23 protein-coding genes are annotated in these 21,301 nt (G+C 44.2%); 10 read left to right on the top strand and 13 right to left on the bottom strand.

The window, feature by feature from the left end:
- Nucleotides 1-2: 2 nt before the first annotated feature.
- The 5 genes from R7P69_RS05925 (at nt 3) to R7P69_RS05905 (ending at nt 4,084) form a co-directional block, all read left to right on the top strand.
- Nucleotides 3-311 (top strand): chaperone NapD, encoded by a 309-nt coding sequence (locus R7P69_RS05925; protein WP_005373535.1) that lies wholly within the window; start codon nt 3-5, stop codon nt 309-311.
- On the top strand, nt 308-2,797 hold the full coding sequence (napA, locus tag R7P69_RS05920) for a periplasmic nitrate reductase subunit alpha (protein ID WP_005389060.1): 2,490 nt from the start codon (nt 308-310) through the stop codon (nt 2,795-2,797). The genes R7P69_RS05925 and napA overlap by 4 nt, the downstream gene beginning before the upstream one ends.
- Nucleotides 2,798-2,875: 78 nt before the next feature.
- A complete protein-coding gene (locus R7P69_RS05915) occupies nt 2,876-3,331 on the top strand; it encodes a nitrate reductase cytochrome c-type subunit (RefSeq protein ID WP_005389061.1) in 456 nt (151 codons plus the stop codon).
- Between the two features lie 28 nt (nt 3,332-3,359).
- Nucleotides 3,360-3,938 (top strand): NapC/NirT family cytochrome c, encoded by a 579-nt coding sequence (locus R7P69_RS05910; RefSeq protein ID WP_005373542.1) that lies wholly within the window; start codon nt 3,360-3,362, stop codon nt 3,936-3,938.
- 11 nt (nt 3,939-3,949) lie between these two features.
- Entirely contained in the window at nt 3,950-4,084 is a 135-nt protein-coding gene (locus R7P69_RS05905; RefSeq protein WP_005373546.1) for a TIGR02808 family protein, read from the top strand.
- Between the two features lie 170 nt (nt 4,085-4,254).
- Here the strand turns inward: R7P69_RS05905 and phaC are convergent, their stop codons facing one another.
- From phaC to R7P69_RS05885, 4 genes are all read right to left on the bottom strand, one after another.
- Nucleotides 4,255-6,030: a class I poly(R)-hydroxyalkanoic acid synthase gene (gene phaC, locus R7P69_RS05900; RefSeq protein ID WP_017819891.1), complete on the bottom strand. Its 1,776-nt coding sequence runs from the start codon at nt 6,028-6,030 to the stop codon at nt 4,255-4,257.
- A 66-nt stretch (nt 6,031-6,096) separates the two neighbouring features.
- Nucleotides 6,097-6,444, bottom strand: a complete 348-nt coding sequence (locus R7P69_RS05895) for a phasin family protein (RefSeq protein ID WP_005373550.1) — start codon at nt 6,442-6,444, stop codon at nt 6,097-6,099.
- 44 nt (nt 6,445-6,488) lie between these two features.
- On the bottom strand, nt 6,489-7,697 hold the full coding sequence (locus tag R7P69_RS05890; protein ID WP_005373553.1) for an acetyl-CoA C-acetyltransferase: 1,209 nt from the start codon (nt 7,695-7,697) through the stop codon (nt 6,489-6,491).
- Nucleotides 7,698-7,709: 12 nt separating this feature from the next.
- Nucleotides 7,710-8,450 carry an SDR family oxidoreductase gene (locus R7P69_RS05885; protein WP_005373555.1) on the bottom strand — a complete coding sequence of 247 codons (741 nt, stop codon included), beginning with the start codon at nt 8,448-8,450 and terminating at the stop codon, nt 7,710-7,712.
- 739 nt (nt 8,451-9,189) lie between these two features.
- Here R7P69_RS05885 and R7P69_RS05880 point away from each other — a divergent pair.
- Complete coding sequence (locus tag R7P69_RS05880) at nt 9,190-9,810, top strand: LysE family translocator (protein WP_021035942.1); 621 nt, start codon at nt 9,190-9,192, stop codon at nt 9,808-9,810.
- A 15-nt stretch (nt 9,811-9,825) separates the two neighbouring features.
- A complete protein-coding gene (locus R7P69_RS05875) occupies nt 9,826-10,092 on the top strand; it encodes a hypothetical protein (protein ID WP_017635186.1) in 267 nt (88 codons plus the stop codon).
- A gap of 58 nt (nt 10,093-10,150) precedes the next feature.
- Here the strand turns inward: R7P69_RS05875 and secF are convergent, their stop codons facing one another.
- The 4 genes from secF to R7P69_RS05855 all read right to left on the bottom strand — a co-directional run bounded on the left by secF (nt 10,151) and on the right by R7P69_RS05855 (nt 14,375).
- Nucleotides 10,151-11,053, bottom strand: a complete 903-nt coding sequence (secF, locus tag R7P69_RS05870) for a protein translocase subunit SecF (RefSeq protein ID WP_054577769.1) — start codon at nt 11,051-11,053, stop codon at nt 10,151-10,153.
- A 2-nt stretch (nt 11,054-11,055) separates the two neighbouring features.
- On the bottom strand, nt 11,056-12,894 hold the full coding sequence (secD, locus tag R7P69_RS05865; protein WP_053349261.1) for a protein translocase subunit SecD: 1,839 nt from the start codon (nt 12,892-12,894) through the stop codon (nt 11,056-11,058).
- Between the two features lie 164 nt (nt 12,895-13,058).
- A complete protein-coding gene (locus R7P69_RS05860; protein ID WP_005373572.1) occupies nt 13,059-13,538 on the bottom strand; it encodes a hypothetical protein in 480 nt (159 codons plus the stop codon).
- Between the two features lie 168 nt (nt 13,539-13,706).
- Entirely contained in the window at nt 13,707-14,375 is a 669-nt protein-coding gene (locus tag R7P69_RS05855; RefSeq protein WP_005373574.1) for an SH3 domain-containing protein, read from the bottom strand.
- A 96-nt stretch (nt 14,376-14,471) separates the two neighbouring features.
- Between R7P69_RS05855 and R7P69_RS05850 the strand changes: the two genes are divergently transcribed.
- Nucleotides 14,472-15,020 carry an ATPase gene (locus tag R7P69_RS05850; protein ID WP_238952737.1) on the top strand — a complete coding sequence of 183 codons (549 nt, stop codon included), beginning with the start codon at nt 14,472-14,474 and terminating at the stop codon, nt 15,018-15,020.
- A gap of 526 nt (nt 15,021-15,546) precedes the next feature.
- Here the strand turns inward: R7P69_RS05850 and R7P69_RS05840 are convergent.
- Nucleotides 15,547-16,170 carry a class I SAM-dependent methyltransferase gene (locus tag R7P69_RS05840; protein ID WP_054576117.1) on the bottom strand — a complete coding sequence of 208 codons (624 nt, stop codon included), beginning with the start codon at nt 16,168-16,170 and terminating at the stop codon, nt 15,547-15,549.
- A 5-nt stretch (nt 16,171-16,175) separates the two neighbouring features.
- Entirely contained in the window at nt 16,176-16,631 is a 456-nt protein-coding gene (locus tag R7P69_RS05835) for an Lrp/AsnC family transcriptional regulator (protein ID WP_005373581.1), read from the bottom strand.
- A 148-nt stretch (nt 16,632-16,779) separates the two neighbouring features.
- Here R7P69_RS05835 and R7P69_RS05830 point away from each other — a divergent pair, with 148 nt between their 5' ends.
- Nucleotides 16,780-17,706, top strand: a complete 927-nt coding sequence (locus R7P69_RS05830; RefSeq protein ID WP_025767932.1) for a DMT family transporter — start codon at nt 16,780-16,782, stop codon at nt 17,704-17,706.
- Between the two features lie 95 nt (nt 17,707-17,801).
- Entirely contained in the window at nt 17,802-18,464 is a 663-nt protein-coding gene (locus R7P69_RS05825) for a flagellar brake protein (RefSeq protein WP_005373585.1), read from the top strand.
- A gap of 2 nt (nt 18,465-18,466) precedes the next feature.
- Here the strand turns inward: R7P69_RS05825 and R7P69_RS05820 are convergent, their stop codons facing one another.
- The 3 genes from R7P69_RS05820 to slyA are packed head-to-tail and all read right to left on the bottom strand — an operon-like array spanning nt 18,467 to nt 21,066.
- Nucleotides 18,467-19,504 carry a DUF2955 domain-containing protein gene (locus tag R7P69_RS05820; protein WP_318121480.1) on the bottom strand — a complete coding sequence of 346 codons (1,038 nt, stop codon included), beginning with the start codon at nt 19,502-19,504 and terminating at the stop codon, nt 18,467-18,469.
- A 12-nt stretch (nt 19,505-19,516) separates the two neighbouring features.
- Nucleotides 19,517-20,575 (bottom strand): HlyD family secretion protein, encoded by a 1,059-nt coding sequence (locus R7P69_RS05815; protein WP_238952738.1) that lies wholly within the window; start codon nt 20,573-20,575, stop codon nt 19,517-19,519.
- 35 nt (nt 20,576-20,610) lie between these two features.
- Complete coding sequence (gene slyA / locus R7P69_RS05810; RefSeq protein WP_017635177.1) at nt 20,611-21,066, bottom strand: transcriptional regulator SlyA; 456 nt, start codon at nt 21,064-21,066, stop codon at nt 20,611-20,613.
- Nucleotides 21,067-21,301: the final 235 nt, after the last annotated feature.

Raw genomic sequence — 21,301 nt, 5'->3', positions numbered from 1 at the left:
ATATGTCACTAAATGAAGTGCATATTTCAAGTTTGGTAGTACATGTGCTGCCGGAACATTTGGACGAAATCAAACAAAAGATAGAAGCACACGAAAATGCGGAAATCTATGGTGACAGTCCTGAAGGCAAGATTATCGTCGTACTTGAAACTGAGAACCAAGGTTTCATCACAGACACTATCGATGCCATTAACAATTTACCGAACGTCTTAAGCACGGTATTGGTTTATCACCAAATCGAAACTGGGCTTGAAGAAACGGATGAAGAAGACACTGGAACACAACATTCCCAAATCGAGGGTGAAGTATGAAAATGACAAGACGTGCGTTTGTGAAAGCAAACGCGGCTGCATCAGCTGCTGCTGTCGCAGGTGTGACACTACCAGCATCTGCAGCCAACCTGATTGCAAGCTCTGATCAAACCAAAATCACATGGGACAAAGCACCTTGTCGTTTCTGTGGTACAGGCTGTTCTGTTCTTGTTGGCACTCAAAACGGCAAAGTGGTAGCAACACAGGGTGACCCAGAAGCACCAGTAAACAAAGGTCTGAACTGCATCAAAGGTTACTTCCTTTCTAAGATCATGTACGGTCAAGACCGTCTAACTCAACCGATGCTACGAATGAAAGATGGCAAATTCCACAAAGATGGTGAATTTACACCTATCTCTTGGGATGACGCTTTCGACATCATGGCTGAGAAATGGAAAGCTTCCCTCGAGAAAAAAGGCCCAACAAGCGTAGGTATGTTTGGCTCAGGCCAATGGACAGTAATGGAAGGCTACGCTGCATCAAAGTTAATGAAAGCAGGCTTCCGATCAAACAACATTGATCCAAACGCTCGCCACTGTATGGCTTCTGCCGTTGTAGGTTTCATGCGCGCATTCGGTATCGATGAGCCAATGGGTTGTTACGATGACTTTGAGAACGCAGACGCTTTCGTTCTTTGGGGCTCAAACATGGCAGAGATGCACCCGGTTCTATGGACTCGCATTACTGACCGCCGCCTAAGCCACCCTCACGTTAAAGTGAACGTGCTTTCTACTTACTACCATCGTTCATTTGAGTTGGCAGACCACGGCTACATTTTCAATCCTCAGTCTGACCTTGCAATTGCTAACTTCATCGCAAACTACATCATCGAAAACGATGCAGTAAACTGGGACTTCGTGAACAAACACACGAACTTCACTCAAGCAGACACTGACATCGGCTACGGTCTACGTGACGATGATCCGCTACAAAAAGCAGCGAAGAACCCGAACTCTGGCAAACTCACTTCTATCTCATTCGAAGAGTACAAGAAATCAGTAGCGCCATACACAGTAGAGAAAGCATCTGAAATCTCTGGTGTTGAGAAAGAGAAGCTTATCGAGCTTGCGAAGCAATACGCGGATCCAAACACGAAAGTGATGTCTCTATGGACAATGGGCATGAACCAGCATACTCGTGGTGTATGGATGAATAACTTGGTTTACAACATCCACCTACTAACCGGTAAGATCTCGACTCCGGGGAACAGTCCATTCTCACTAACGGGCCAACCATCAGCATGTGGTACCGCTCGTGAGGTTGGTACGTTTGCTCACCGCCTACCAGCGGACATGGTGGTTGCTAACCCTAAACACCGTAAGATTGCAGAAGACATCTGGAAACTGCCAGAAGGTACGATTCCACCAAAACCTGGCTTCCACGCCGTATTGCAAGACCGTATGCTGAATGACGGCGTTCTGAACTGTTACTGGGTTCAATGTAACAACAACATGCAAGCCGGTCCAAACATCAACACAGAACGTCTTCCAGGTTACCGCAACCCAGAAAACTTCATCGTTGTGTCTGACCCATACCCGACAGCAACAGCACAAGCAGCAGACCTTATTCTTCCTACCGCAATGTGGATTGAAAAAGAAGGTGCTTACGGTAACGCAGAGCGTCGTACTCAAGCTTGGTACCAACAAGTGGGCACAGTCGGTCAAGCAAAATCCGACCTGTGGCAGCTAATGGAGTTCTCGAAACGCTTCAAAATGGAAGAAGTGTGGCCTGAAGAGCTTCTAGCGAAAGCGCCTCAATACCGTGGTAAAACAATGTACGACGTACTTTACCGCAATGGTAACGTCGACAAATTCCCTATCGAAGAAGCTCGTGAACTGAATGACGATGCTCACCACTTCGGTTTCTATGTTCAAAAAGGTCTGTTTGAGGAATACGCAACATTTGGCCGTGGTCACGGGCATGATTTGGCTCCATACGACCGCTACCATCAAGTACGTGGTCTACGTTGGCCTGTTGTTGATGGTAAAGAAACACAGTGGCGCTTTAAAGAAGGTTCAGACCCATACGCAAAAGAAGGTTCTGGTTGGGACTTCTACGGCAATGCTGATGGCAAAGCGAAGATCATTTCCGCGCCATACGAAGCGCCACCAGAAGTACCGAACGATGAATTTGATATGTGGTTATGTACTGGTCGTGTTCTTGAGCATTGGCACACAGGCACCATGACTCGTCGTGTACCTGAATTATACAAAGCAGTACCAGACGCAGTGTGTTACATGCACCCAGAAGACGCAAAAGCACGCAATGTTCGTCGTGGTGAAGAAGTACTCATGGCAAACAAACGCGGTGAAGTACGCGTTCGTGTTGAAACTCGCGGTCGTAACCGTCCGCCAAAAGGCTTGGTATTCGTACCGTTCTTTGATGCACGTATTTTGATTAACAAGCTTATCCTAGATGCGACTGATCCACTGTCTAAACAGACAGACTTTAAGAAGTGCCCAGTCAAAATCACTAAGATTGCTTAACCTTCAGATACTGAATGCTACGGCCGTCATTATGGCGGCCTAATAAAGAATTTAAGCCATAAAGGCGGAGATGAAATGATGAAAAAATTACTTGTCGCAGTTTTATCTGTAGGTGCGTTAGTGACAGGCATTGCGCAAGCTGAGTTGGATAATCCAGGTGGTATTGGAGGTCTAGAATCTTTACGTGGAATGTCTCAATTGGAAGATACGCGTCCAGCAGACGAGTTCAAAGACTTCCCTAAAGATCAAATTGTTGAAGACAGCTATGTTTATCAACCACCGTTGATCCCACACAGCATTCGTCACTACGAAATTTCGTTAAATGCTAACAAGTGTCTTGCATGCCATAGCTGGAAAAATGCAAAAGAGTCAGGTGCGACTAAAATTAGCGTAACGCACTATGTAAACAGAGAAGATGCGGTACTGGCAGATATGTCTCCTCGTCGTTACTTCTGTTTGCAATGTCACGTTCCACAAACGGATGCAAAACCACTAGTGGAAAACGAGTTTAAGGCAGTCGATTCGCTTCAGTAATTGAAACGCGAGTACTAAGAGGTTACTTATGAAAATACTTAAAGCGTTTTGGAAGAGACTGTCGAGCCCGAGTAAAGCTGCCGCTGGTGTGGTTTTATTTCTAGGCTTCGCTGGTGGCCTTCTATTTTGGGGCGCATTCAACACAGGTATGGAAGCAACCAACACAGAAGAATTCTGTTCTGGCTGTCACGCGCCGATCGTTGCTGAAATTCAAGAAACAATTCACTACTCCAACCGTTCTGGTGTTCGTGCGATTTGTTCAGACTGTCACGTTCCTCATGAATGGACGGATAAGATCGTTCGTAAAGTACAGGCATCTAAAGAGCTATTTGCACACTTCGTAACGAAGACGATCGATACGCCAGAGAAGTTCCAAGAGCGTCGTGGACACCTCGCAGAGCGAGAGTGGGCACGTATGAAAAAGAATGACTCTCTTGAATGTCGTAACTGTCATGAGTTTGATTTCATGGATTACTCTCAGCAAGGATCACGTGCGGCAGAACAGCACTCCACCGCTCTCGCTTCAGGCGAGAAAACATGTGTAGACTGTCACAAAGGTATTGCGCACAAACTACCAGACATGAGCGGCGTTGAAGGCTGGCACTAAGGAGACTTACCATGAGTACATTAGAATCTGTAATTTGGCATATCCTTGGCTACAGTGCTATGCCAGTGATTATTCTTTCCGGCTTTGTGGCGGTAGCAGCAATCTCTCTCTGGCTGCTGTCATTTGGTAAGGATAAAGAGGTGTAACGTAACGCATCTCTACTCGTCAACTAGCCTATTTGTTGACACTGAGCGCCGAGCAAATGCTCGGCGCTTTTTATTTATTACTCAATGGTACTTGCCAACAATAAACAAGCAATCATACATAAAAAAAGCGACCATAAAGGCCGCTAAGATTTACTGCTATAGGGAGTTGTTTAAGATTCTTTTACTGGCAGAACCTGTTTGACGTATTGTCCTGGCGCCTCATCAATAACCGGATGGTTTTCTGAGCCAATAGGGAAAGGCTCAACTTGCTCTTTAGGGTTGAATTGGAGTAACCACTCGTTCCAGTGTGTCCACCACGATCCCTCTTTGTGTTCCGCGTTATTCAACCACTCATCAGCAGAGTCATCCAAATTATCGTTCAACCAATAACCATACTTATTTTTAGCTGGAGGATTCACGATGCCCGCAATATGACCAGACTCACCGAGGACAAATGTTTTGTTACCACCCGTGTTCAGCGCACCACGGTAAGTTCCCTGCCATAACGCAATATGGTCTTCTTTCGTTGACACAAAATAGCTAGGAATTTTGATCTTATTTAGATCAATCCATACTCCACCAATTTTGACGCCTTTATCTTGCACCAGCTTGTTCTCTAAATAGAGCTCGCGAAGCAAGAAATTGTGAGATGCAGCGCTGACGTTGGTGCTGTCACTATTCCAGTACAACAAGTCAAAATCGACTGGGCTATTGCCTTTCAAGTAGTTGTCTACGTAGTAGTTCCAGTACAAGCTGTTTTCACGCAGTAAACTAAACGTCACGCTTAAGGAACGGCCGTCCATATACCCTTTCGCGTTATTTTGCGCTTCAATTGCACTAACAATGGTGTCATTGATATACGCGCCGACTTCACCTGGTTGAGAGAAGTCGAGCAACGTGGTGAAGAAAGTGGCAGACTTAATGCGCTTCTTCATACGTTTTGCAGCGTAGTACGCAACCGTGCTTGCTAAAACAGTACCACCAATACAATAACCAGCAGCATTGATTTGCTCTTGTCCTGTTATATCTTCAATTGCAGCGACGGCTTTCACTACGCCTTCTGTCACGTAGTCACCAAACTCTATGTGCGCTTGTGCCTTGCCTGGATTGCGCCAAGACATCATAAATACACTGTGCCCCTGCTCTAACAACCATCGAACCATTGAGTTCTTTGCCGTTAAATCAAGGATGTAGTATTTATTGATGAAAGGTGGGACGATGAGCAGCGGCGTCGCATTCACTTTCTCTGTTAGAGGTCGATATTGAATCAACTCAAACAATTCGTTTTGAAAAACCACATTGCCCTGTGTCGTCGCAACGTCATCTCCCACGCGGAATGCATTGTTATTCGTCATACGAATTTTTAAAATGTCTGCGCTCGACTCAACGTCTTCTTTCAACTGCTCTAAGCCTGCCAGTAAGTTTTGACCGTTTTGCTCAAGTGTCAGCTTCAAAAGCTCTGGGTTAGTGGCGATGAAGTTGGAAGGAGAAAGGGCGTTAATGGCTTGGCGAGAGAAAAAAATAATACGTTCTTTCGTCTTTTCATCTAAGCCTTCCAAAGACTCGATGGTGTCCAGATAGGTCTTACTAAATAAAAGGTAGGATTGTTTGATGAAGCTATACATGGCTTCATTTTGCCACGCTTCGTTTGAGAAACGCTTATCCCCTTTTTCAGCTTCGACGATTTGTGCTTGGTTCCCTGCCAATGCAACATTCTGCCAAATTTGCAGCTGCTGTTCCCACCACTGTGCTTGTAGCTTTAAAATCGCAGCAGGCTGATTCGCAGCTTGTTCGAACAGTTTGGCAGTATCCTCAAAGTTCACTTCTTGCATGGCCTTGTTTAAAGGAGAGTTCACGACTGCCTTGTTCACTTCGAAATCATGCCACCACTGATGATTGGTTTCCTGAAGCTTCACAAGATAGTCCGAAAAGAAGTGTTGAAACATAGTCTTACTCCTATATTCGGAAAAAACAACGCCGCCCAAATCTAGGGGCGGCGAGAATCGGACAAATTACGCTGGAGTAACAGTCTTTAGATTTTCCGAAGTCATTTTCTCAACGTCTTCTTTGAACTCTTTTGCAATCGCTTGAAGCTTGTTGCTGTCATCCATCATTTGTTGAGAAAGTTTAGTAAGTACGCTTAGTTGCTGACTGTTGAAAGCAGTCAATGACGTTACGTCTTTGATTTCTGTCGCTGCTTTCATCTGGTTTAGACCCACTTCACTGTATGTGCGAATGGCGTTCAATTGAAGCTCGGTCAACACTTCTACGTTTTTTGTCACTAGCTTGTTGAACTTCAAGTAAGGTTCTAGATTTTTTTCAGTTTGATCGCTAAATGTTTTGAAGAAATCTGTGTACATGGTTTGTCTCCTAGAGAAAGAATTAAAAATGTCCGTTTAAATAATTACTTAACTGTCTTTACAACCACAGCCGTGCCCATGCCGCCGCCCACACAAAGTGAAGCAACGCCATATTGACCATTTTGCTTATGAAGCTCGTGAACCAGCGTGACTAAGATTCGGTTGCCAGAAGCACCAAGCGGGTGTCCTAGCGCGATAGCACCACCGTTAAAGTTCGCTTTATCTTGAATCGCGTTAACTGGAACTTGGTTTGTTTCCGCCAACTGATGAATCACGCCAAGTGCTTGCGCTGCAAATGCTTCGTTTAACTCGTAAACGTCGATGTCGTGTACACTGAGTTCTGCTTTTTCGAGTGCTTTATTGACCGACTCAACAGGACCTAGGCCCATGATCTTCGGATCAAGACCCGATTGCGCATAGCTTACGATCTCAGCAAGCGGCGTTAATCCATGCGCTTTAACTGCGCTTTCAGATGCAACGATAATCGCACTCGCGCCATCGTTAATACCTGATGCATTACCCGCAGTCACAGTGCCTTCGCGGTCAAAAGCAGGACGTAGCTTGCTTAAGGCTTCCATTGTCGCGTTCGCTTTTGGGTATTCATCCGTATCAAACATTACGGTTTCACGGCGTTGCTTTACTTCCACTGGCACAATTTCGTCTTGAAATTTGCCAGCTTCGATAGCGGCTACCGCTTTCTGTTGGCTAGACAGCGCGTATTCGTCTTGCTGCTGGCGAGTTAAGCCGATTTGTTTTGCTACGTTTTCTGCCGTCACACCCATGTGATATTGGTTGTATACATCGGTTAAACCGTCCGCTACGAGCAGATCTTTTAGCTCCAGATTGCCCATTTTGTTGCCATCACGAATGCTGCTTGGTGCGGCAAACGGAATCTGAGACATGACTTCAACACCCGCTGCAACAACGATCTCAGCATCGCCACTACGGATATGGGACACGGCATCCATGACCGTTTTCATGCCACTACCGCAAACCATGTTTACGCCATATGCAGGAACAGATTCAGGAATCCCCGCAAACAGTGCCGCTTGGCGGCCAACACCCATTCCTTGACCTGCACCAACAACGTTGCCAACAATCACTTCGTCAACCTTGTCGCCAGGTAACTTTGCCGCTTCCAACGCGCCTTTAATCGCTACTGCTGCCAGATCGCCAGCAGAAGTATTTTTCAGGCTGCCACCAAAAGCACCAATTGGAGTACGCTTCGCCGCTACGATAAATACTTTTTCCATCATCTTCTCTCCTTAGTGCATGTATAGGCCGCCGTTCACCGACAAAGTCTCTCCGGTGATGTAGGCGCCCGCATCGCTGACCAAGAAGCTCACTGATGCTGCAATTTCTTCTGGTGTCGCAAGACGTTTCATTGGAATTTGGTTCGTGATGGATTCCAGCACTTCTGGCTTCATTTGCTCAACCATTGGCGTACCCGTGTAACCCGGAGCGATAACATTAACTGTCACACCCGAGCGAGCACCTTCGTATGCTAAGGCTTTAGAGAAACCGATCATCCCAGCTTTCGCCGCCGAGTAGTTTGCTTGACCAAACTGCCCTTTAAGACCATTGACTGAAGAGATATTGATGACACGACCACCGCCTTTTTCGCACATTGCTGCAAAGAGGGGTTGCGTAACGTTGAATAAACTATTGAGGTTGGTATTGATGACATCATTCCAAGCTTGCGCAGTCATCTTTTTAAACACGCCATCACGTGTGATTCCTGCGTTGTTGACAACAACATCAATGGTTCCTTCCTCCCCAAGCAATTGCGCCAATTTCTCTGCACACTCTGTCGTGTTTGTTACATCCAACTCAAAAAGTCGAACCTGATCTTTGGTAAACCCTTTGCTGTTGAACCACTCCAGCGCACATTCGTAGTTACCTGTGAAATAAGTAGCGATTACACGGTAACCGTCATTGACTAATTGAGAGGAAATAGCAGAACCAATTCCGCCTTTTGATCCAGTGATCAAAGCGACTTTCTTCATTGAAGACTCCATTCTTAACGGCATTTAAAAAGCAAACTTAATACACTGATGAAATAGTTCACCAACTGACGTGTTTATTTATTCTTTTGACAACCAATCCCGTGCTGCCTTTATTTTAAGTTAACCTAGAAATATTACATTTCAAATAAAAAACTCACCCAATTGCATAAGATTGATTTAGATCTCATTACCCGTGAAATGTTATAAAATGGTTAACTTTACATAAGTCATTGTTTTAAATCACACTTCCACAAAAGCTACACCAAGAGAAATAGAAACATAATTATTAAATATCATGCACTTACATACAGAATGGTAGACGTTACATTATGTCATGATTTAAGATCTGAATTTTAAGCCTATATGATTACAACAAACTTGAGATTAGAATAATAATTCAATTATCAGTAAAAATAATTATCAAACATATCATTTAATTACTGCATTTAATGATAATTTAGTTATCAATTCGATTATTTTAATACAGTGATGATTAATACCGATAAAATATAATAAATTAAATATATTTAATCTAAAAATGATATAAGAGCTTGTCTCATACTGGTGCAATACGCACTATTATGACGCATAGATTAAAATATAATTTCATTTTAAATTTATATATTCGAAGAACATCAACTAGCTACTAGTGAAAGTAATCGTTCGCTTTGTAGTAGCATCCTTTTCCACTTTGCACTATCTTTGTGGCTTCTCTTTAATCACTAAATCATCAACAGATATGAATCTTGCATTGCTCAGTATGTTCATCCCTACTTTCTTTTTTGTCTCAATCACGCCTGGTATGTGCATGACTCTCGCCCTAACGTTAGGTATGAGTATCGGTTATCGTCGCACGTTATGGATGATGATAGGAGAACTTCTCGGTGTCGCGCTGGTGTCAGTCTCTGCGGTGTTAGGTATCGCTGCGATTATGCTCAATTATCCTTGGATGTTTATCGCGTTAAAGTTCATTGGTGGCGGTTATTTACTCTATCTTGGAGTTGAAATGTGGCGGTCGCGAGGGAAACTTGCGATTAATGTCGACAACTTAGAAACACCAAAGAGTGACAATATCGCACTTATCATGCAAGGCTTCGTTACCGCAATCGCAAACCCAAAAGGCTGGGCATTTATGATTTCTCTTTTACCGCCTTTTATAGACCAAAACGCAGCACTTGCACCGCAACTGATCATACTTGTCTCCATTATTTTACTGTTTGAGTTCATTTGCATGTCTCTGTACGCTACTGGTGGTAAAGGGTTGAAACACGTATTAGGTCAGTCTAAGAATGTACGCCTAATGAACCGTATCGCAGGCACTTTAATGATGGGAGTTGGTGTCTGGTTGCTACTAAGCTAAGGCAAACTGGAAACAATGAAAAATATTCTGAATAAAATCGCTAAAGTCATGGGTGAAGTATTGGACTTTCAAGCCCGAGTTTGGGTTGTGAACGTCTATAGCGGTGAGCATAAAGGCGAGTCTTATGTCGTTAATGAAGATGCTTTCTCTGTACCTCTTCAGTGGATGAAGAAGAAAGGCTACCAAGAGTCGATGTTGAATAAAGTCGAAGCAATGAAGCGCTCACAAGTCTTAGAGTTCGATTTGGGACTTGTGAAACATCGTCTGATGCGCGTGAAATAAGCACAAAAAAGCGCCACTCAAGATGAGTGGCGCAAGCACTTTTACCTTAAAAATAATGCTACGGCGCAGCGTCGATCTCAACTGGAAGATAATGTTTCGGCTCCAGTTTCAACCACTCCGGCAGCACAGTACCAATCGAAATCGAAGACCATGTACCCGACAGAACGCCAATAAACATGGCGGTTGAGAAACCAGCCAAAGGCGCTCCTCCCATAATCCATAATGCACCAACAGTGATCAATGTCGTACCAGATGTCACCATAGTGCGTGAAAACGTCGCGATAACAGCTTGGTCATTGATGTCTTCTGTTTTCCAACTCTGTTTCGCAATCAACAGCTCACGGATTCGGTCTGCAATGATGATAGAGTCATTCAATGAGTAACCTAAAATTGCTAACACCGCTGCAAAAACGGTTAAGTTGAACTCCATTTGAGTAACTGCAAAAAAACCAAGCACTAAGATCACATCATGGGCCAAAGCAAACAGTGAACCACTGGCCAAACGCCACTCAAAACGGAAACACAAGTAACCGAGAATACTCAACACACAAATCAACAATGCTAAGCCACCTTGTTCAAACAAGTCTTGGCCAACTTGAGCGCCAACTATACTGTTGCTGACAACATCAACTTGGTGAGAGATTGGCTTCAACACCTCTTCTACACTTGGCAACGTTTGTCCATCTTCCGGCGCAGAGTAACGAATCACCCAACGTCCATCTTCACCAGAGCGTGTCACTGACGCAGATTCACCAAGCTTTGGTTGCAGAACGTCAAGCAGATCATGGTTAGTTAGCTGCTTATCTACCTTTACTTCTGTCACCATACCGCCAGTGAAGTCCAAACCTAGGTTCAACCCTTTAAAGCCTAGAGCGACGATCGCGATCACCGTTAAAATGATGGAAACTAGCGTAGTAAAGTAGCGAATTTTACGAATATTTTGTTTTAGCATTTCGACCATGATTAAACCCTCACATCACGACGGGCATCGCGGCCCCAAATTAAATTGATCATTGCTCGAGAGGCAAATACGCCTGTAAACATACTGGTTAACAAACCTAATCCGAGTGTTAAGGCAAAGCCTTGGATTGGGCCATTACCGATGGCGTACAAAATCACGGCGGTGATCATGGTAGTAATGTTGGCATCAAGGATGGTCGAGAATGCGCTGTCAAAGCCAAGATCAATCGCTTGAGCGAAGCTGCGGCCTTCACGCATTTTGTCCTTAATACGTTCAAAGATAATAACGTTGGTGTCTACTGCCATACCGACGGTTAACACTAAACCGGCAATACCCGGAAGCGTTAGAACCGCTCCTGGTAACAAGGCGATTAAGCCAAGCAAACAAAGCATGTTGGCACAAAGCGCCACGTTTGCTACCCAACCTAAGCGGCGGTACCAAAGTGCCATAAAGGTCAGTGTTAGTCCCATACCTAAAGCCAGTGCTGCAAAACCGTTTTCAATGTTTTCTGCCCCCAGAGAAGCACCGATTGTTCGCTCTTCCACAATAGTAACCGGCGCGGTCAGTGACCCCGCGCGAAGCAATAGCGCCAACTGCTGCGCATCGTCCATGCTACCTGCCCCAGTAATACGGAACTGGCTACCAAGCTGAGATTGAATAGTCGCGACGCTGATAACGCGCTCACTACGCTCAGTTACACCGCGATCGTTTGTTTTGTATTCACGGTAAACGGTCGCCATTGGCTTGCCGATGTGAGTTGCTGAGAAGTCACTCATTTTCTTACCACCAGCGTGGTCAAGAGAAATATTGACTTCTGACATGCCCATTTTGTCGACACCAGCACGAGCGTTCACGATGTGCTCGCCCGTTAGAACTGGTCGTTTTGACAAAATCACAGTACGACCATCATTATCTTGAAGAACAAGATCTTGGCTGCTGTGTGCTTGGCTCGCATCTTTCACTTCATAAAACGCCAAGCTTGCTGTTGCACCAATAACGTTTTTCGCTTGAGCAGGATCTTGTACACCAGGGAGTTCAATTCGAATGCTCTCTTTACCTTGGCGTTGCACTAGTGCTTCTGTGATACCAAGTTCTTCAATACGACCACGCATGATCTTCAGGTTTTGTTGAAGAGTCGACGATTGAAATTCTTGGATATTTTGTTCACTCGGTTCAAGCACAAAGCCACGAGATGAACTTTTTGAAATCCAGCCCGGGTAGTTTTGACGCAAGAACTTGTTCACTTCCGACAATGCTTGCTCGCTGTCACTGTTTACCGTAATTCGGTTGCCGCTCTCTGCTCGAACTTGCACACCACGAACACGTTGATCACGTAGGTTCGCTTTGATTTCATCAATCAACGCATCACGTTGTTCTTCAAACGCTTTATTCACATCAACATTCAACAAGAACTGAACGCCACCACGAAGGTCAAGACCGAGCTTAATTGGGCTAAAGCCCATCTCATTTAACCATTCTGGCGCAACCGATACGTATGAGAAAGTGATGCTGTCGTCTTTATTTAGCTCTTTGTTTAACAACGCACGAGCTTTACTTTGCGCATCTTCACCATCGAATACAATGGTTGTTTTGCCGTCTTTTTCGATGATTTTGTCGGCTGAAATATGGTTGGTTTTTAGCAGTTGATTCAGATGAACAACCGACATTTCGCTGTTGTTTTGATCCGCAAACGTCAACTGGATAGAAGGCTGTTCACCAAACCAAGTTGGTATAGCACTTAGGGTTAAAATAATGACTGTCGTGATTAATACGACATATTTCCAAGCTGAGTAGTGATTCATCAGCTTTCTGTTCTTTTGCTGCTTTGGTGTTTTTTTCATGTAAACATCATCCCTTCACGATGAAGTGAAGCTTTTAATAACAAGGCTTAACACACGACAGATGCTCCCAGAATAAATTCAGGGTATGAAATGCTCAGAACGCTCACGTCCTGTCGAATACAATCGTCGTGCTAAGAGTGCACAATGGTGCAAATAGATGGTGTTTAGGCAGAAAACTGACTATTGAGTGCGACGTACATGGCATTGGTCTCTTTCCAACCAGAAATGCGATGATCGCTTGTGAAATGATAAAATGTGGACTGGTTGTGACGCCAGTTAATGTCCATCAAGCTGTATGCGTAACCCGCATCAGCGTAAAACGGAGTAGTGAGATCGCCGACAAAATCTACGTGCTCGTCATCAAGCCCTTCCCGTAAGTAAGACGTCCAGCGCTGAGAGTTAAACAAAGCAACGGAATCGAGACTTGCATGGCCTTCAGATACTGGAGATTGAGAGCTTTCTTCTGAAACTTCAGAAAAATCGACGGAAGAGTTTGGCGATACACTTACGGCTACAAAAGGTTGTAGCTTAGAAAAGTGCGGTACGTGAGCCTTGTGGTCGATTTGCGCAGCAGATACATGCACTGGTAGCAATACCATTGCAAATAGCAGCAAAATCAACTTTCTAAGGTAAATCCAAGGCATAGGAACTCACTAAAAACACAAAGAGCCAAGTTAGGTCACTTGACTCGTTGATAGTATTCCTATTGATTATGGTTCACAACTAAAAAGTTATAAATCTCTGATTTCAGGTTTGCATCGTTATTGCATTTATCAAAACGTCTTTAGAGAACGAGTGTAATTGGTGGTGAGTTATCGATAAAAAATATCGCCCTTATCAACATCTAAGTAGATCTTATTCTCTTGCTCCAAACCGCCACAATAGATGAAGTAAACGTTGCGCTTTTTGAACGTCACAGAACGCACCCAACCCCCGAGCTCCTCAAAATCACTCGGATCACAGGTTTCATCGTCTAACAATTGCTGTGTTTTCTTACGGAAAATATCCAAGTGAACTTTTAAATCATCCGACTTCTGTAGGTATTCATCCAATATCTCTAAGCGCTCTTGCTCTTTAATAACTGGCTCTGCATCCGATAACCCTTCAGCATTCAACCATTCGGCTTTTTCTTCTCCACCCTCTTCATAGACAAGATAGCCGGAGATTCGGTACCACCCATCTACTTTTTCTAACACCGATACTTTTTCTCCCTTATAGAGCGTATCGACAACTAAAGCATTAAGGTTAGGCTTGTTGTAAACATTGACACGACGCTCAATAACGTAGTACTCGGTAACTTCCGGGGGAGCGGCTTCTAAATCCAGAATCGGTTTGGATGTTTCTTTTTGCAGTGAGGATTGCTCGACTTGCGTAGCCTTTGGTGCTTCAGGTTCATCTTTCTGCATAAAGAAGAAATAGTATCCAGCCCCCGCTCCGCCGAGCAACAGCATGACAATCAATGCGACGAGAATTTTCTTCATGCCCTTTTCCTTTTCATTCTTATCCCACCAGCAGCACGCATGTCGTAGAAATTTGGGTATATACTCAAAAGAGCAGGTCAACTAACGCGAGCAATAATGATCAACAGACTCAATTGGATACTACTATTTCTTCTGTTCCCGATAACGGGGCACGCCAATATTCAATGTAACCCATCGTCGTGGAATGACAATCTTACCCAATTCAATCGTTTAGAGTCCAATTACAATCAGCATGTTGAGGTATTCAATACACTTTTGACCGAACATAAACAGCGTCAGTTATTGTCCGACACCTTTTCACTGCATGAGCTCGTGCTACTTTGGCGTGCCAAGTCGAACCAAAATGTGTTCAAAGCGCAATTAAAAGCATCGATTCAATACAAAGAAGAGCTCACAACTAAAGCGAATCAGCTGCTTAAATTGAGCACACAATCCCAATGGTCAGCAAATGGGTGGGAGATACTGGCCCAGAAGTGCCGCGAGTCAAACAAAACAGCCAATCAAATAACTGCGGAATGGTATAACACCAACGCTTTGGAACTTGCTGAAGATTACAAGCGCCTCTCTTCACAATATCAAACTCTGTCACAAGTCTATGATAAAGAAGCCCGAGCGCTTCAATACGCTCAAGATGTTTCGAAGTAAAAACAGAGCCAGTTTTGAATAGACGATGTTGGTTTTTCACTCCAATATTGGACGTTATTCGTGCTTTTTATCTTTCCTTAGTCGTGAATGATATCAAATGTAAATAATGGGATTGTTCCCTTTGACAAACTTGACTAAACCATGACCAAGACAATCAATTTATAGAGACATACGTCACATTAATGCTTTACTTATGGACATTTTTTGGTTAGTTTAGCCATTAATAAAATTTAATAAAAAGTCACATTTGGCTGGAGATGATGCTACAAACATGGTTATCAATCGATTAAGTAACAGGGAATGTCCTAATGCTACCAAAGCCAAGTTTTTGTCAGTAGTTAGGCACGTAAAAGAGTTCGGTTCAATCAGTGATTTGGATCTTTGTAAAATCTTCGGAGAAACAATATGGAGTGATGGGAGGGAATACCATTCAGCCGCTTTCTCATTCAAGGTTGATAGATACACAGGTAACTGTGAAATCTCACAATACAAAAACCAATAAGGCTTAAGAATTTATAAGGCGGAGTCAGGAAACGGACTTCGCTTTTTTGATCATGGCAATCGTAAAGTCGTGCTCGGAGTACCCCTCAATCAATCGTGTATTCGGACACAGCAACCGACAATAGCGAAAGACACCTTCTTTATTGTGCGACGCTAACATTTTCATGCTGGGTAGTTTGGATTCATCCAACAAGTTAAACACACAACCTTTCTCTGTCGCTCGGTACATTTTATCAATCATTTCAATGGTATGATTTGGGTTGGTGGATTGATAGTTCAATGATCCGGAAGCAAAAACAAAGTCGCAACGAGGCAATACCAACGTTGAAAAGTCGCCACATATAAACTTACTTTGCGTACGAAAATCTCGTTTTCTGGCTTCAGAGATAAACTGTTTTTGCTGATCAATGCCAATATAGCTTTGAGGAAGCCCCCCCGTAAGTTCGATAAACGCTAACAAGTCTCCGTAGCCGCACCCAATATCTAAAATACTTGAACCGTCTAACGTTAACCCTCGGCACAACGCCTCAAAACGGCTGATCTGACTATACTTATCTGCCCATCCCAGAGTTCGGGCTCTGTCTTTACCAAACTGTCTATATCGCTTTCGATGATAGTGGGCAATCTTAAGTCTATCGAAAAATTTCATCTTTCTTATGCATAAATCGGCAAACTGCCATTTCCTTTCACTTGTCTAATCGCCAGGTGGGTATGAATATCTTTCACATTTTCTAATCGCTGTAACTTTCTAGTAAATGTTTCATAACCAGCGAGATCTTTACTGACCACCTCTAACAGGTAATCATAGGCCCCTGATACGACATGGCATGAGATCACTTCATCCATCTCAACAACGGCATGTTCAAACTCATCAATCGAAGAAGCTTGGTGGTTATTTAAACTCACTTCAACAAATACAGTCATCGCGATGCCTACAGTGTCTCTGGACACAATAGCTCGATAACCACTTATTACACCTTCCTGCTCCAAACGCTTAATGCGTCTTGCACAAGGTGATGCCGATAGCCCTACTTGGTCAGCAAGTTCTGCCGTTGTCAGAGTGGCATCCTTCTGCATTAGGTTGATAAGTTGCCTGTCAATTTTATCCATTTATTCTTCCGTGCCTTTAATCACCAACAATTAACACTTATACGCAATTTATCACCAACATCAAGCCTAATTACGTCAAACTTTGCCTCCCTTTGGCAAGAGTTTTATTCAACAATTAACACATCATTTACAAATGGACATGTCGATAATGATCTTGGGATACGCAGCTATATTAACGACCTTACTGCTTTGGTCTGGTTTCTTTATTTCTTTAAAAGGGGGCGCAATTTCTGCCTTGCAGCCAGCCGATATCGCGTTAGTTCGCTTTCTAATCCCAAGTATAATTTTATTACCATTTGTGATTAAGCATAAACAGTCGCTGCGCGTAGTGCCTAAACGCTACCTGGTTGGTGTTGTGGTTGGAAGCGGCCTTCCCTATCTTCTGGTCGTCGGAACGGCTATGCATTTCGCTCCCGTGGCGCACGGCAGTGCATTAGTACCTGGCACTTTGCCATTGTTTGTTTCTGCTATCGCGGTACTTTGTTATCAACAGTCGCTGAGTGCTCACCGCTTAATCGGGCTTTCTACGGTGCTGTTAGGGATTTTCGTATTCCTTCTTTCTAATAGCGGCGCAGAGTACAACTGGTCTCAATTACAAGGGCATATCCTGTTTCTAACTGGCAGCATCATGTGGGCTGCTTTCACCATCAGCGCTCGTGTCGCCAATCTTAATGCACACGTCTGTGCAGGATTCGTTGCAATCGCGTCTTTGGCTCTGCTCATCATCGCCGTTGGTTTCGGGTGGGTAGACAGTTATTTGGTGGTAACACCGTTCAGCCAGTGGCCATGGGAGGAGTTATTTGGCCACGCGATGCTACAAGGTGTTGGCGCAGGTTTAATCGCTTCTTTCACTTTCATTTATGCAATTAGGATCATCGGTGCCGAAGCCAGCGCTGCTTTTGGTTCATTAACTCCAGTCGTCGCGACACTTCTTGCCGTTCCAATTTTTGGTGAACAACCAGATTCTCTCACTTGGTTAGCGCTGATGTTGGTCACATGCGGCAGTATTGTGGCAAGCCAAATCTTTATGAAAGATGGAATGAACCAAACTTATCGCCCACCACTTCACAGATAGCGATGATTTTACAAAAACTTATGCCTTACTATCTTGAATAACAAAATGGCGTTTTGATAGCCTCAGCTTAACTAAAAAATTAAAACGCCAATGTGATGCCAGCCACTCATACTAAAGATGAACTGCATAGGTTTCTCAAACCGGGAATGAAGCTTTCTACTAATTTCGAATTTGGGCCTAAGGATCAATATACGTATTCCACCACCTATCTGGGGATGAAAGAAAATGCTTATTTGATTCTTGATATACCAATGCGTTTGCTTGAAGAGCAAGTGATGAGAAAACTCCCCAACGCCGATGTCATCGTGCGTGGTGTATCAGATACGGAGTTAGGCCATGTCATTGCGTTTAAGTCCAGCGTGCTGACGACGACCGTTCGACCATCCCCCCTTTTGTTTATCCGCATTCCAGGAACATTTGCAACCAAACCAGTTCGGGAACATGAGCGTTACAAGTTGCAAATGGACTGTAACGTTATTCATGCAGGGAATGTCTACGACGGTAGCCTTATCGATTTCTCTCTAGCAGGTGTTGGTATATCAACCTTGATTGAGCCCGAATTCAACGTGGGTGAGAGTGTTACCATCGAATGCCCGTTAAGCCACTATATCGGAGAAGAAAATCGATGTGTCATTGCCAACATTAAGAAATTGGTGAAGGGATGGGTAGTTGGAATTAAGTTTGCTAGTTCCATTGAGATGACTCACGAACTAAAAACAGAGTTACTGGAGCAATCCTTTCTAACCAGTAACGTCTGAACTTACTGCTCGCTAAAGCGCGTCGCCTCAAAGCTGTTGAGTATTCTGTGAACCGTATAGGTCACAAGCAGCGTCGCAACAATAGCAAACAAAATACTGCTCACGCGATACAGCGCACTGAACATTAAGTCACCATCCGGAGTAAGATATTGGCCGAACAAAATGCCTAATGTGGTTAAACCGCCAAATCCGGCTCCCGAACCGCTAGACTCTTTCACGTGCATATAACTGAACATCATCGCACCAATCCAAAGCAATGGGACGATAAACAATAAGGTATCCGACCAATCGTATAATACAAGTTGTCCTACAATACCAAAGGTCACCCCCATCAAGGTTCCCATTGCTCTTTTTCGCGCATACCCTAAAGCACCGTTCCAATGCATAGGAAACAATAAAAGTAAGGTTGTCGCCTGAGCAGACATAGAGTCACTGAGGTCAAATAGCTGGAATACAAGGAAAGACATTGTAGCGATACTCGCCCCCATAAGGGCTTCATGACGCATGCGATGACTCTGTTTAGGCTGCGACGGTTTCGCTGGTGGCTGACGAGGTTCCGCATCGGGAATCAAAAATGTCACCACATAAGCAACGATCACTGAAATAACATTCGCTTGCAGATTGCTAAAGATTAGGTCATTTAAGTCAGTGGTTGGATAACTCGCAAAGTGCAGCATGATGCTTAAGTTCAGTACGCTGTTCGCTCCAAATAAGAATAAGCTCCCTTTTGACATACAGGCGAATTTATACAGGAACAACCCGAATGCAATGATTGTCATCATGCCTGGGTGCCCACCAAATAACCCACCAAGCACACCAACTTCTAATCCACACACAACCGCTGAAAAAATCAGTTGTCGTGCGGCATGTAGACTCATGACTGGCACCATTCCAAGTAACAGCATCGGGGTTACAGTAAAGAATACGCCATAGTTCCAACCAAATACTTTACATAAAGTGAAACCAATGGTCGCACCAGTTGCAATGCGCAAACACTGACGGAAGTCGTTTTCCGACATGGGGTGGTCCCATAACTTCATATCGCCTCCTCGTTAATAAATATAATGAAGAAGACTCAAGAATTGGATCTGGCACCTCGCTAACCAACCAGATAATGAGTTTTCTGGCAACAACTGCACGGTTGCTCGTGCCCCTGCTGGAAATGCGCGCTGCTGAGGTTCATCGATAGCTAAATGTAAACGTAAGCGCTGCGCGTCTCTCACCCAACGGTTTGAGTCAGTTGGTGTTGCTAAGCGACCATCCGCATCGAATTGACCCGAGCTGACCCCGGCATCCACACTCGTAATACGAGCTTCAAATACATCACCAGGTAAGCTATCAAAAGCCACTAACGCACGGCTGTTCTGATTAAAGTGTCGTAAACTCTTTTCACGAAAGTCGGCAATGATATCCACGTCATCGGAGACTAAAGCGACAAGAGGTGTACCAGCTGCCGCATAGGCCCCCGTCTCCAGCTGCAAGTTAGCGACAACGCCATCATGTTCCGCCGAGACTTGAGTGTAAGACAGATTAAGTTCCGCTTGTTTTAGCTGGTTTTGCGCCACGCGGATATTCACATTCGTTGCGCCTAAATCACCGCGGTTTACTTCCAACTCTTTTAAACGAGCACGTGCGGCCAGTAAGTTCGCTTTAGCTGCCGTTGCACTGCTCTGTGCGTCATCGCGCTGCTGTTGCGAAGTACCATTACGGTGAAACAGAGTATTAAGACGTTTTGCTTCGCGAACTTTTTGTTCCGCCACGATTTTGCTCGCTTCAACGTCTGCTTTTGCCGCACCAATAGAAGCATCAAGTTGTTCGTTGTTTTGAATCACACGCTCAAGGTTAAGTTGAGCCTTTTCTACGGCGAGCTGATAAGGCTGGGGATCAATCTGAAATAGTAGATCGCCTTGGCTTATTTCTTGGTTGTTGGCAACATAAAGATGCGTAATCTGCCCACTCACACGGGGGGCCACTTTAGTTACCACACGCGTTGCCATTGCCTGAGGCGTCAACGGCATGGCGAGATCTGCAACTAGAAAATAGGCAAAGACAAGGACAAACGCGACGCAAGAATATTTGATCCAACGTGCGAATTTTTGATCTGGAGTCATAGGCGTTTACTTCTCTTTTTATTCGGTTTTCTGACTTATTCGCTAAGTGAATCAAGCGCATTGTGAGCAATCTGATCAAGAATCAATGAAAGCTGCTGAAGCTCCTGGTCGTTGATGTCCGTTAGGAGCTTGCTTCGAACTTGAAGAATTCGAGCCTCCATTTGCTTTAGTAGGGTTTTCCCCTCTTCTGTGAGGCTAACAATACGTGCTCGCTTATCGTGTTCACAGCAATGGCGAACGATCAGAGATTGCTCTTCTAATAATTTTAATGTTCGCATCAACGACGCTAACTCGATCTCAAGCGCTTCAGCCAAATGCTTCTGACTGATGTTGTCACCCATTCGATAAAGCTTCCATAACGCAGTCCAACGCGGATACGTTAGGTTTAAAGGCTCTAACTCGCGATCTGCAACCATTTTCCACAAACGAGCAACACGAGATAATTTTTCAGCCAGAGAAAGGTCTCGCAAACTGTTGATGTCTTGAATCATAAGATCTACTCAATTACTTAGCGTGCTAAGTAATATAAAATAGTTAGCACGCTAAGTAAATATCTTTTTGTGATTGAAATCACGTTGGGTGTGTCAGTGAAGGGGCAGAAATCTAAGTAACACAACACTATGTTTGAACTTGAAATGCAGCGATGTACACAACAAACGTCGAGACCAATAAAGTCTGATTTGTATAAGAGTAAAAGGGTCAGATACAAAAAAGCACAACCCACTG

The sequence above is a fragment of the Vibrio sp. 661 genome (genome assembly GCF_033339315.1).
In the GTDB taxonomy this organism is placed as follows: domain Bacteria; phylum Pseudomonadota; class Gammaproteobacteria; order Enterobacterales; family Vibrionaceae; genus Vibrio; species Vibrio alginolyticus.
This window is presented reverse-complemented; position numbering and strand designations above follow the sequence as displayed.

Coding starts and splice junctions, on each gene's coding strand:
- R7P69_RS05815 (WP_238952738.1), bottom strand. CDS start 20,575: ATGACTCCAGATCAAAAATTCGCACGTTGGATCAAATATTCTTGCGTC.
- R7P69_RS05910 (WP_005373542.1), top strand. CDS start 3,360: ATGAAAATACTTAAAGCGTTTTGGAAGAGACTGTCGAGCCCGAGTAAA.
- R7P69_RS05880 (WP_021035942.1), top strand. CDS start 9,190: ATGAATCTTGCATTGCTCAGTATGTTCATCCCTACTTTCTTTTTTGTC.
- slyA (WP_017635177.1), bottom strand. CDS start 21,066: ATGATTCAAGACATCAACAGTTTGCGAGACCTTTCTCTGGCTGAAAAA.
- R7P69_RS05860 (WP_005373572.1), bottom strand. CDS start 13,538: ATGCCTTGGATTTACCTTAGAAAGTTGATTTTGCTGCTATTTGCAATG.
- R7P69_RS05925 (WP_005373535.1), top strand. CDS start 3: ATGTCACTAAATGAAGTGCATATTTCAAGTTTGGTAGTACATGTGCTG.
- R7P69_RS05890 (WP_005373553.1), bottom strand. CDS start 7,697: ATGGAAAAAGTATTTATCGTAGCGGCGAAGCGTACTCCAATTGGTGCT.
- napA (WP_005389060.1), top strand. CDS start 308: ATGAAAATGACAAGACGTGCGTTTGTGAAAGCAAACGCGGCTGCATCA.
- R7P69_RS05825 (WP_005373585.1), top strand. CDS start 17,802: ATGCCAGCCACTCATACTAAAGATGAACTGCATAGGTTTCTCAAACCG.
- R7P69_RS05885 (WP_005373555.1), bottom strand. CDS start 8,450: ATGAAGAAAGTCGCTTTGATCACTGGATCAAAAGGCGGAATTGGTTCT.
- R7P69_RS05855 (WP_005373574.1), bottom strand. CDS start 14,375: ATGAAGAAAATTCTCGTCGCATTGATTGTCATGCTGTTGCTCGGCGGA.
- R7P69_RS05915 (WP_005389061.1), top strand. CDS start 2,876: ATGAAAAAATTACTTGTCGCAGTTTTATCTGTAGGTGCGTTAGTGACA.
- secD (WP_053349261.1), bottom strand. CDS start 12,894: ATGAAAAAAACACCAAAGCAGCAAAAGAACAGAAAGCTGATGAATCAC.
- R7P69_RS05905 (WP_005373546.1), top strand. CDS start 3,950: ATGAGTACATTAGAATCTGTAATTTGGCATATCCTTGGCTACAGTGCT.
- R7P69_RS05840 (WP_054576117.1), bottom strand. CDS start 16,170: ATGAAATTTTTCGATAGACTTAAGATTGCCCACTATCATCGAAAGCGA.
- R7P69_RS05875 (WP_017635186.1), top strand. CDS start 9,826: ATGAAAAATATTCTGAATAAAATCGCTAAAGTCATGGGTGAAGTATTG.
- R7P69_RS05820 (WP_318121480.1), bottom strand. CDS start 19,504: ATGAAGTTATGGGACCACCCCATGTCGGAAAACGACTTCCGTCAGTGT.
- R7P69_RS05835 (WP_005373581.1), bottom strand. CDS start 16,631: ATGGATAAAATTGACAGGCAACTTATCAACCTAATGCAGAAGGATGCC.
- R7P69_RS05895 (WP_005373550.1), bottom strand. CDS start 6,444: ATGTACACAGATTTCTTCAAAACATTTAGCGATCAAACTGAAAAAAAT.
- secF (WP_054577769.1), bottom strand. CDS start 11,053: ATGGTCGAAATGCTAAAACAAAATATTCGTAAAATTCGCTACTTTACT.
- phaC (WP_017819891.1), bottom strand. CDS start 6,030: ATGTTTCAACACTTCTTTTCGGACTATCTTGTGAAGCTTCAGGAAACC.
- R7P69_RS05830 (WP_025767932.1), top strand. CDS start 16,780: ATGATCTTGGGATACGCAGCTATATTAACGACCTTACTGCTTTGGTCT.
- R7P69_RS05850 (WP_238952737.1), top strand. CDS start 14,472: ATGATCAACAGACTCAATTGGATACTACTATTTCTTCTGTTCCCGATA.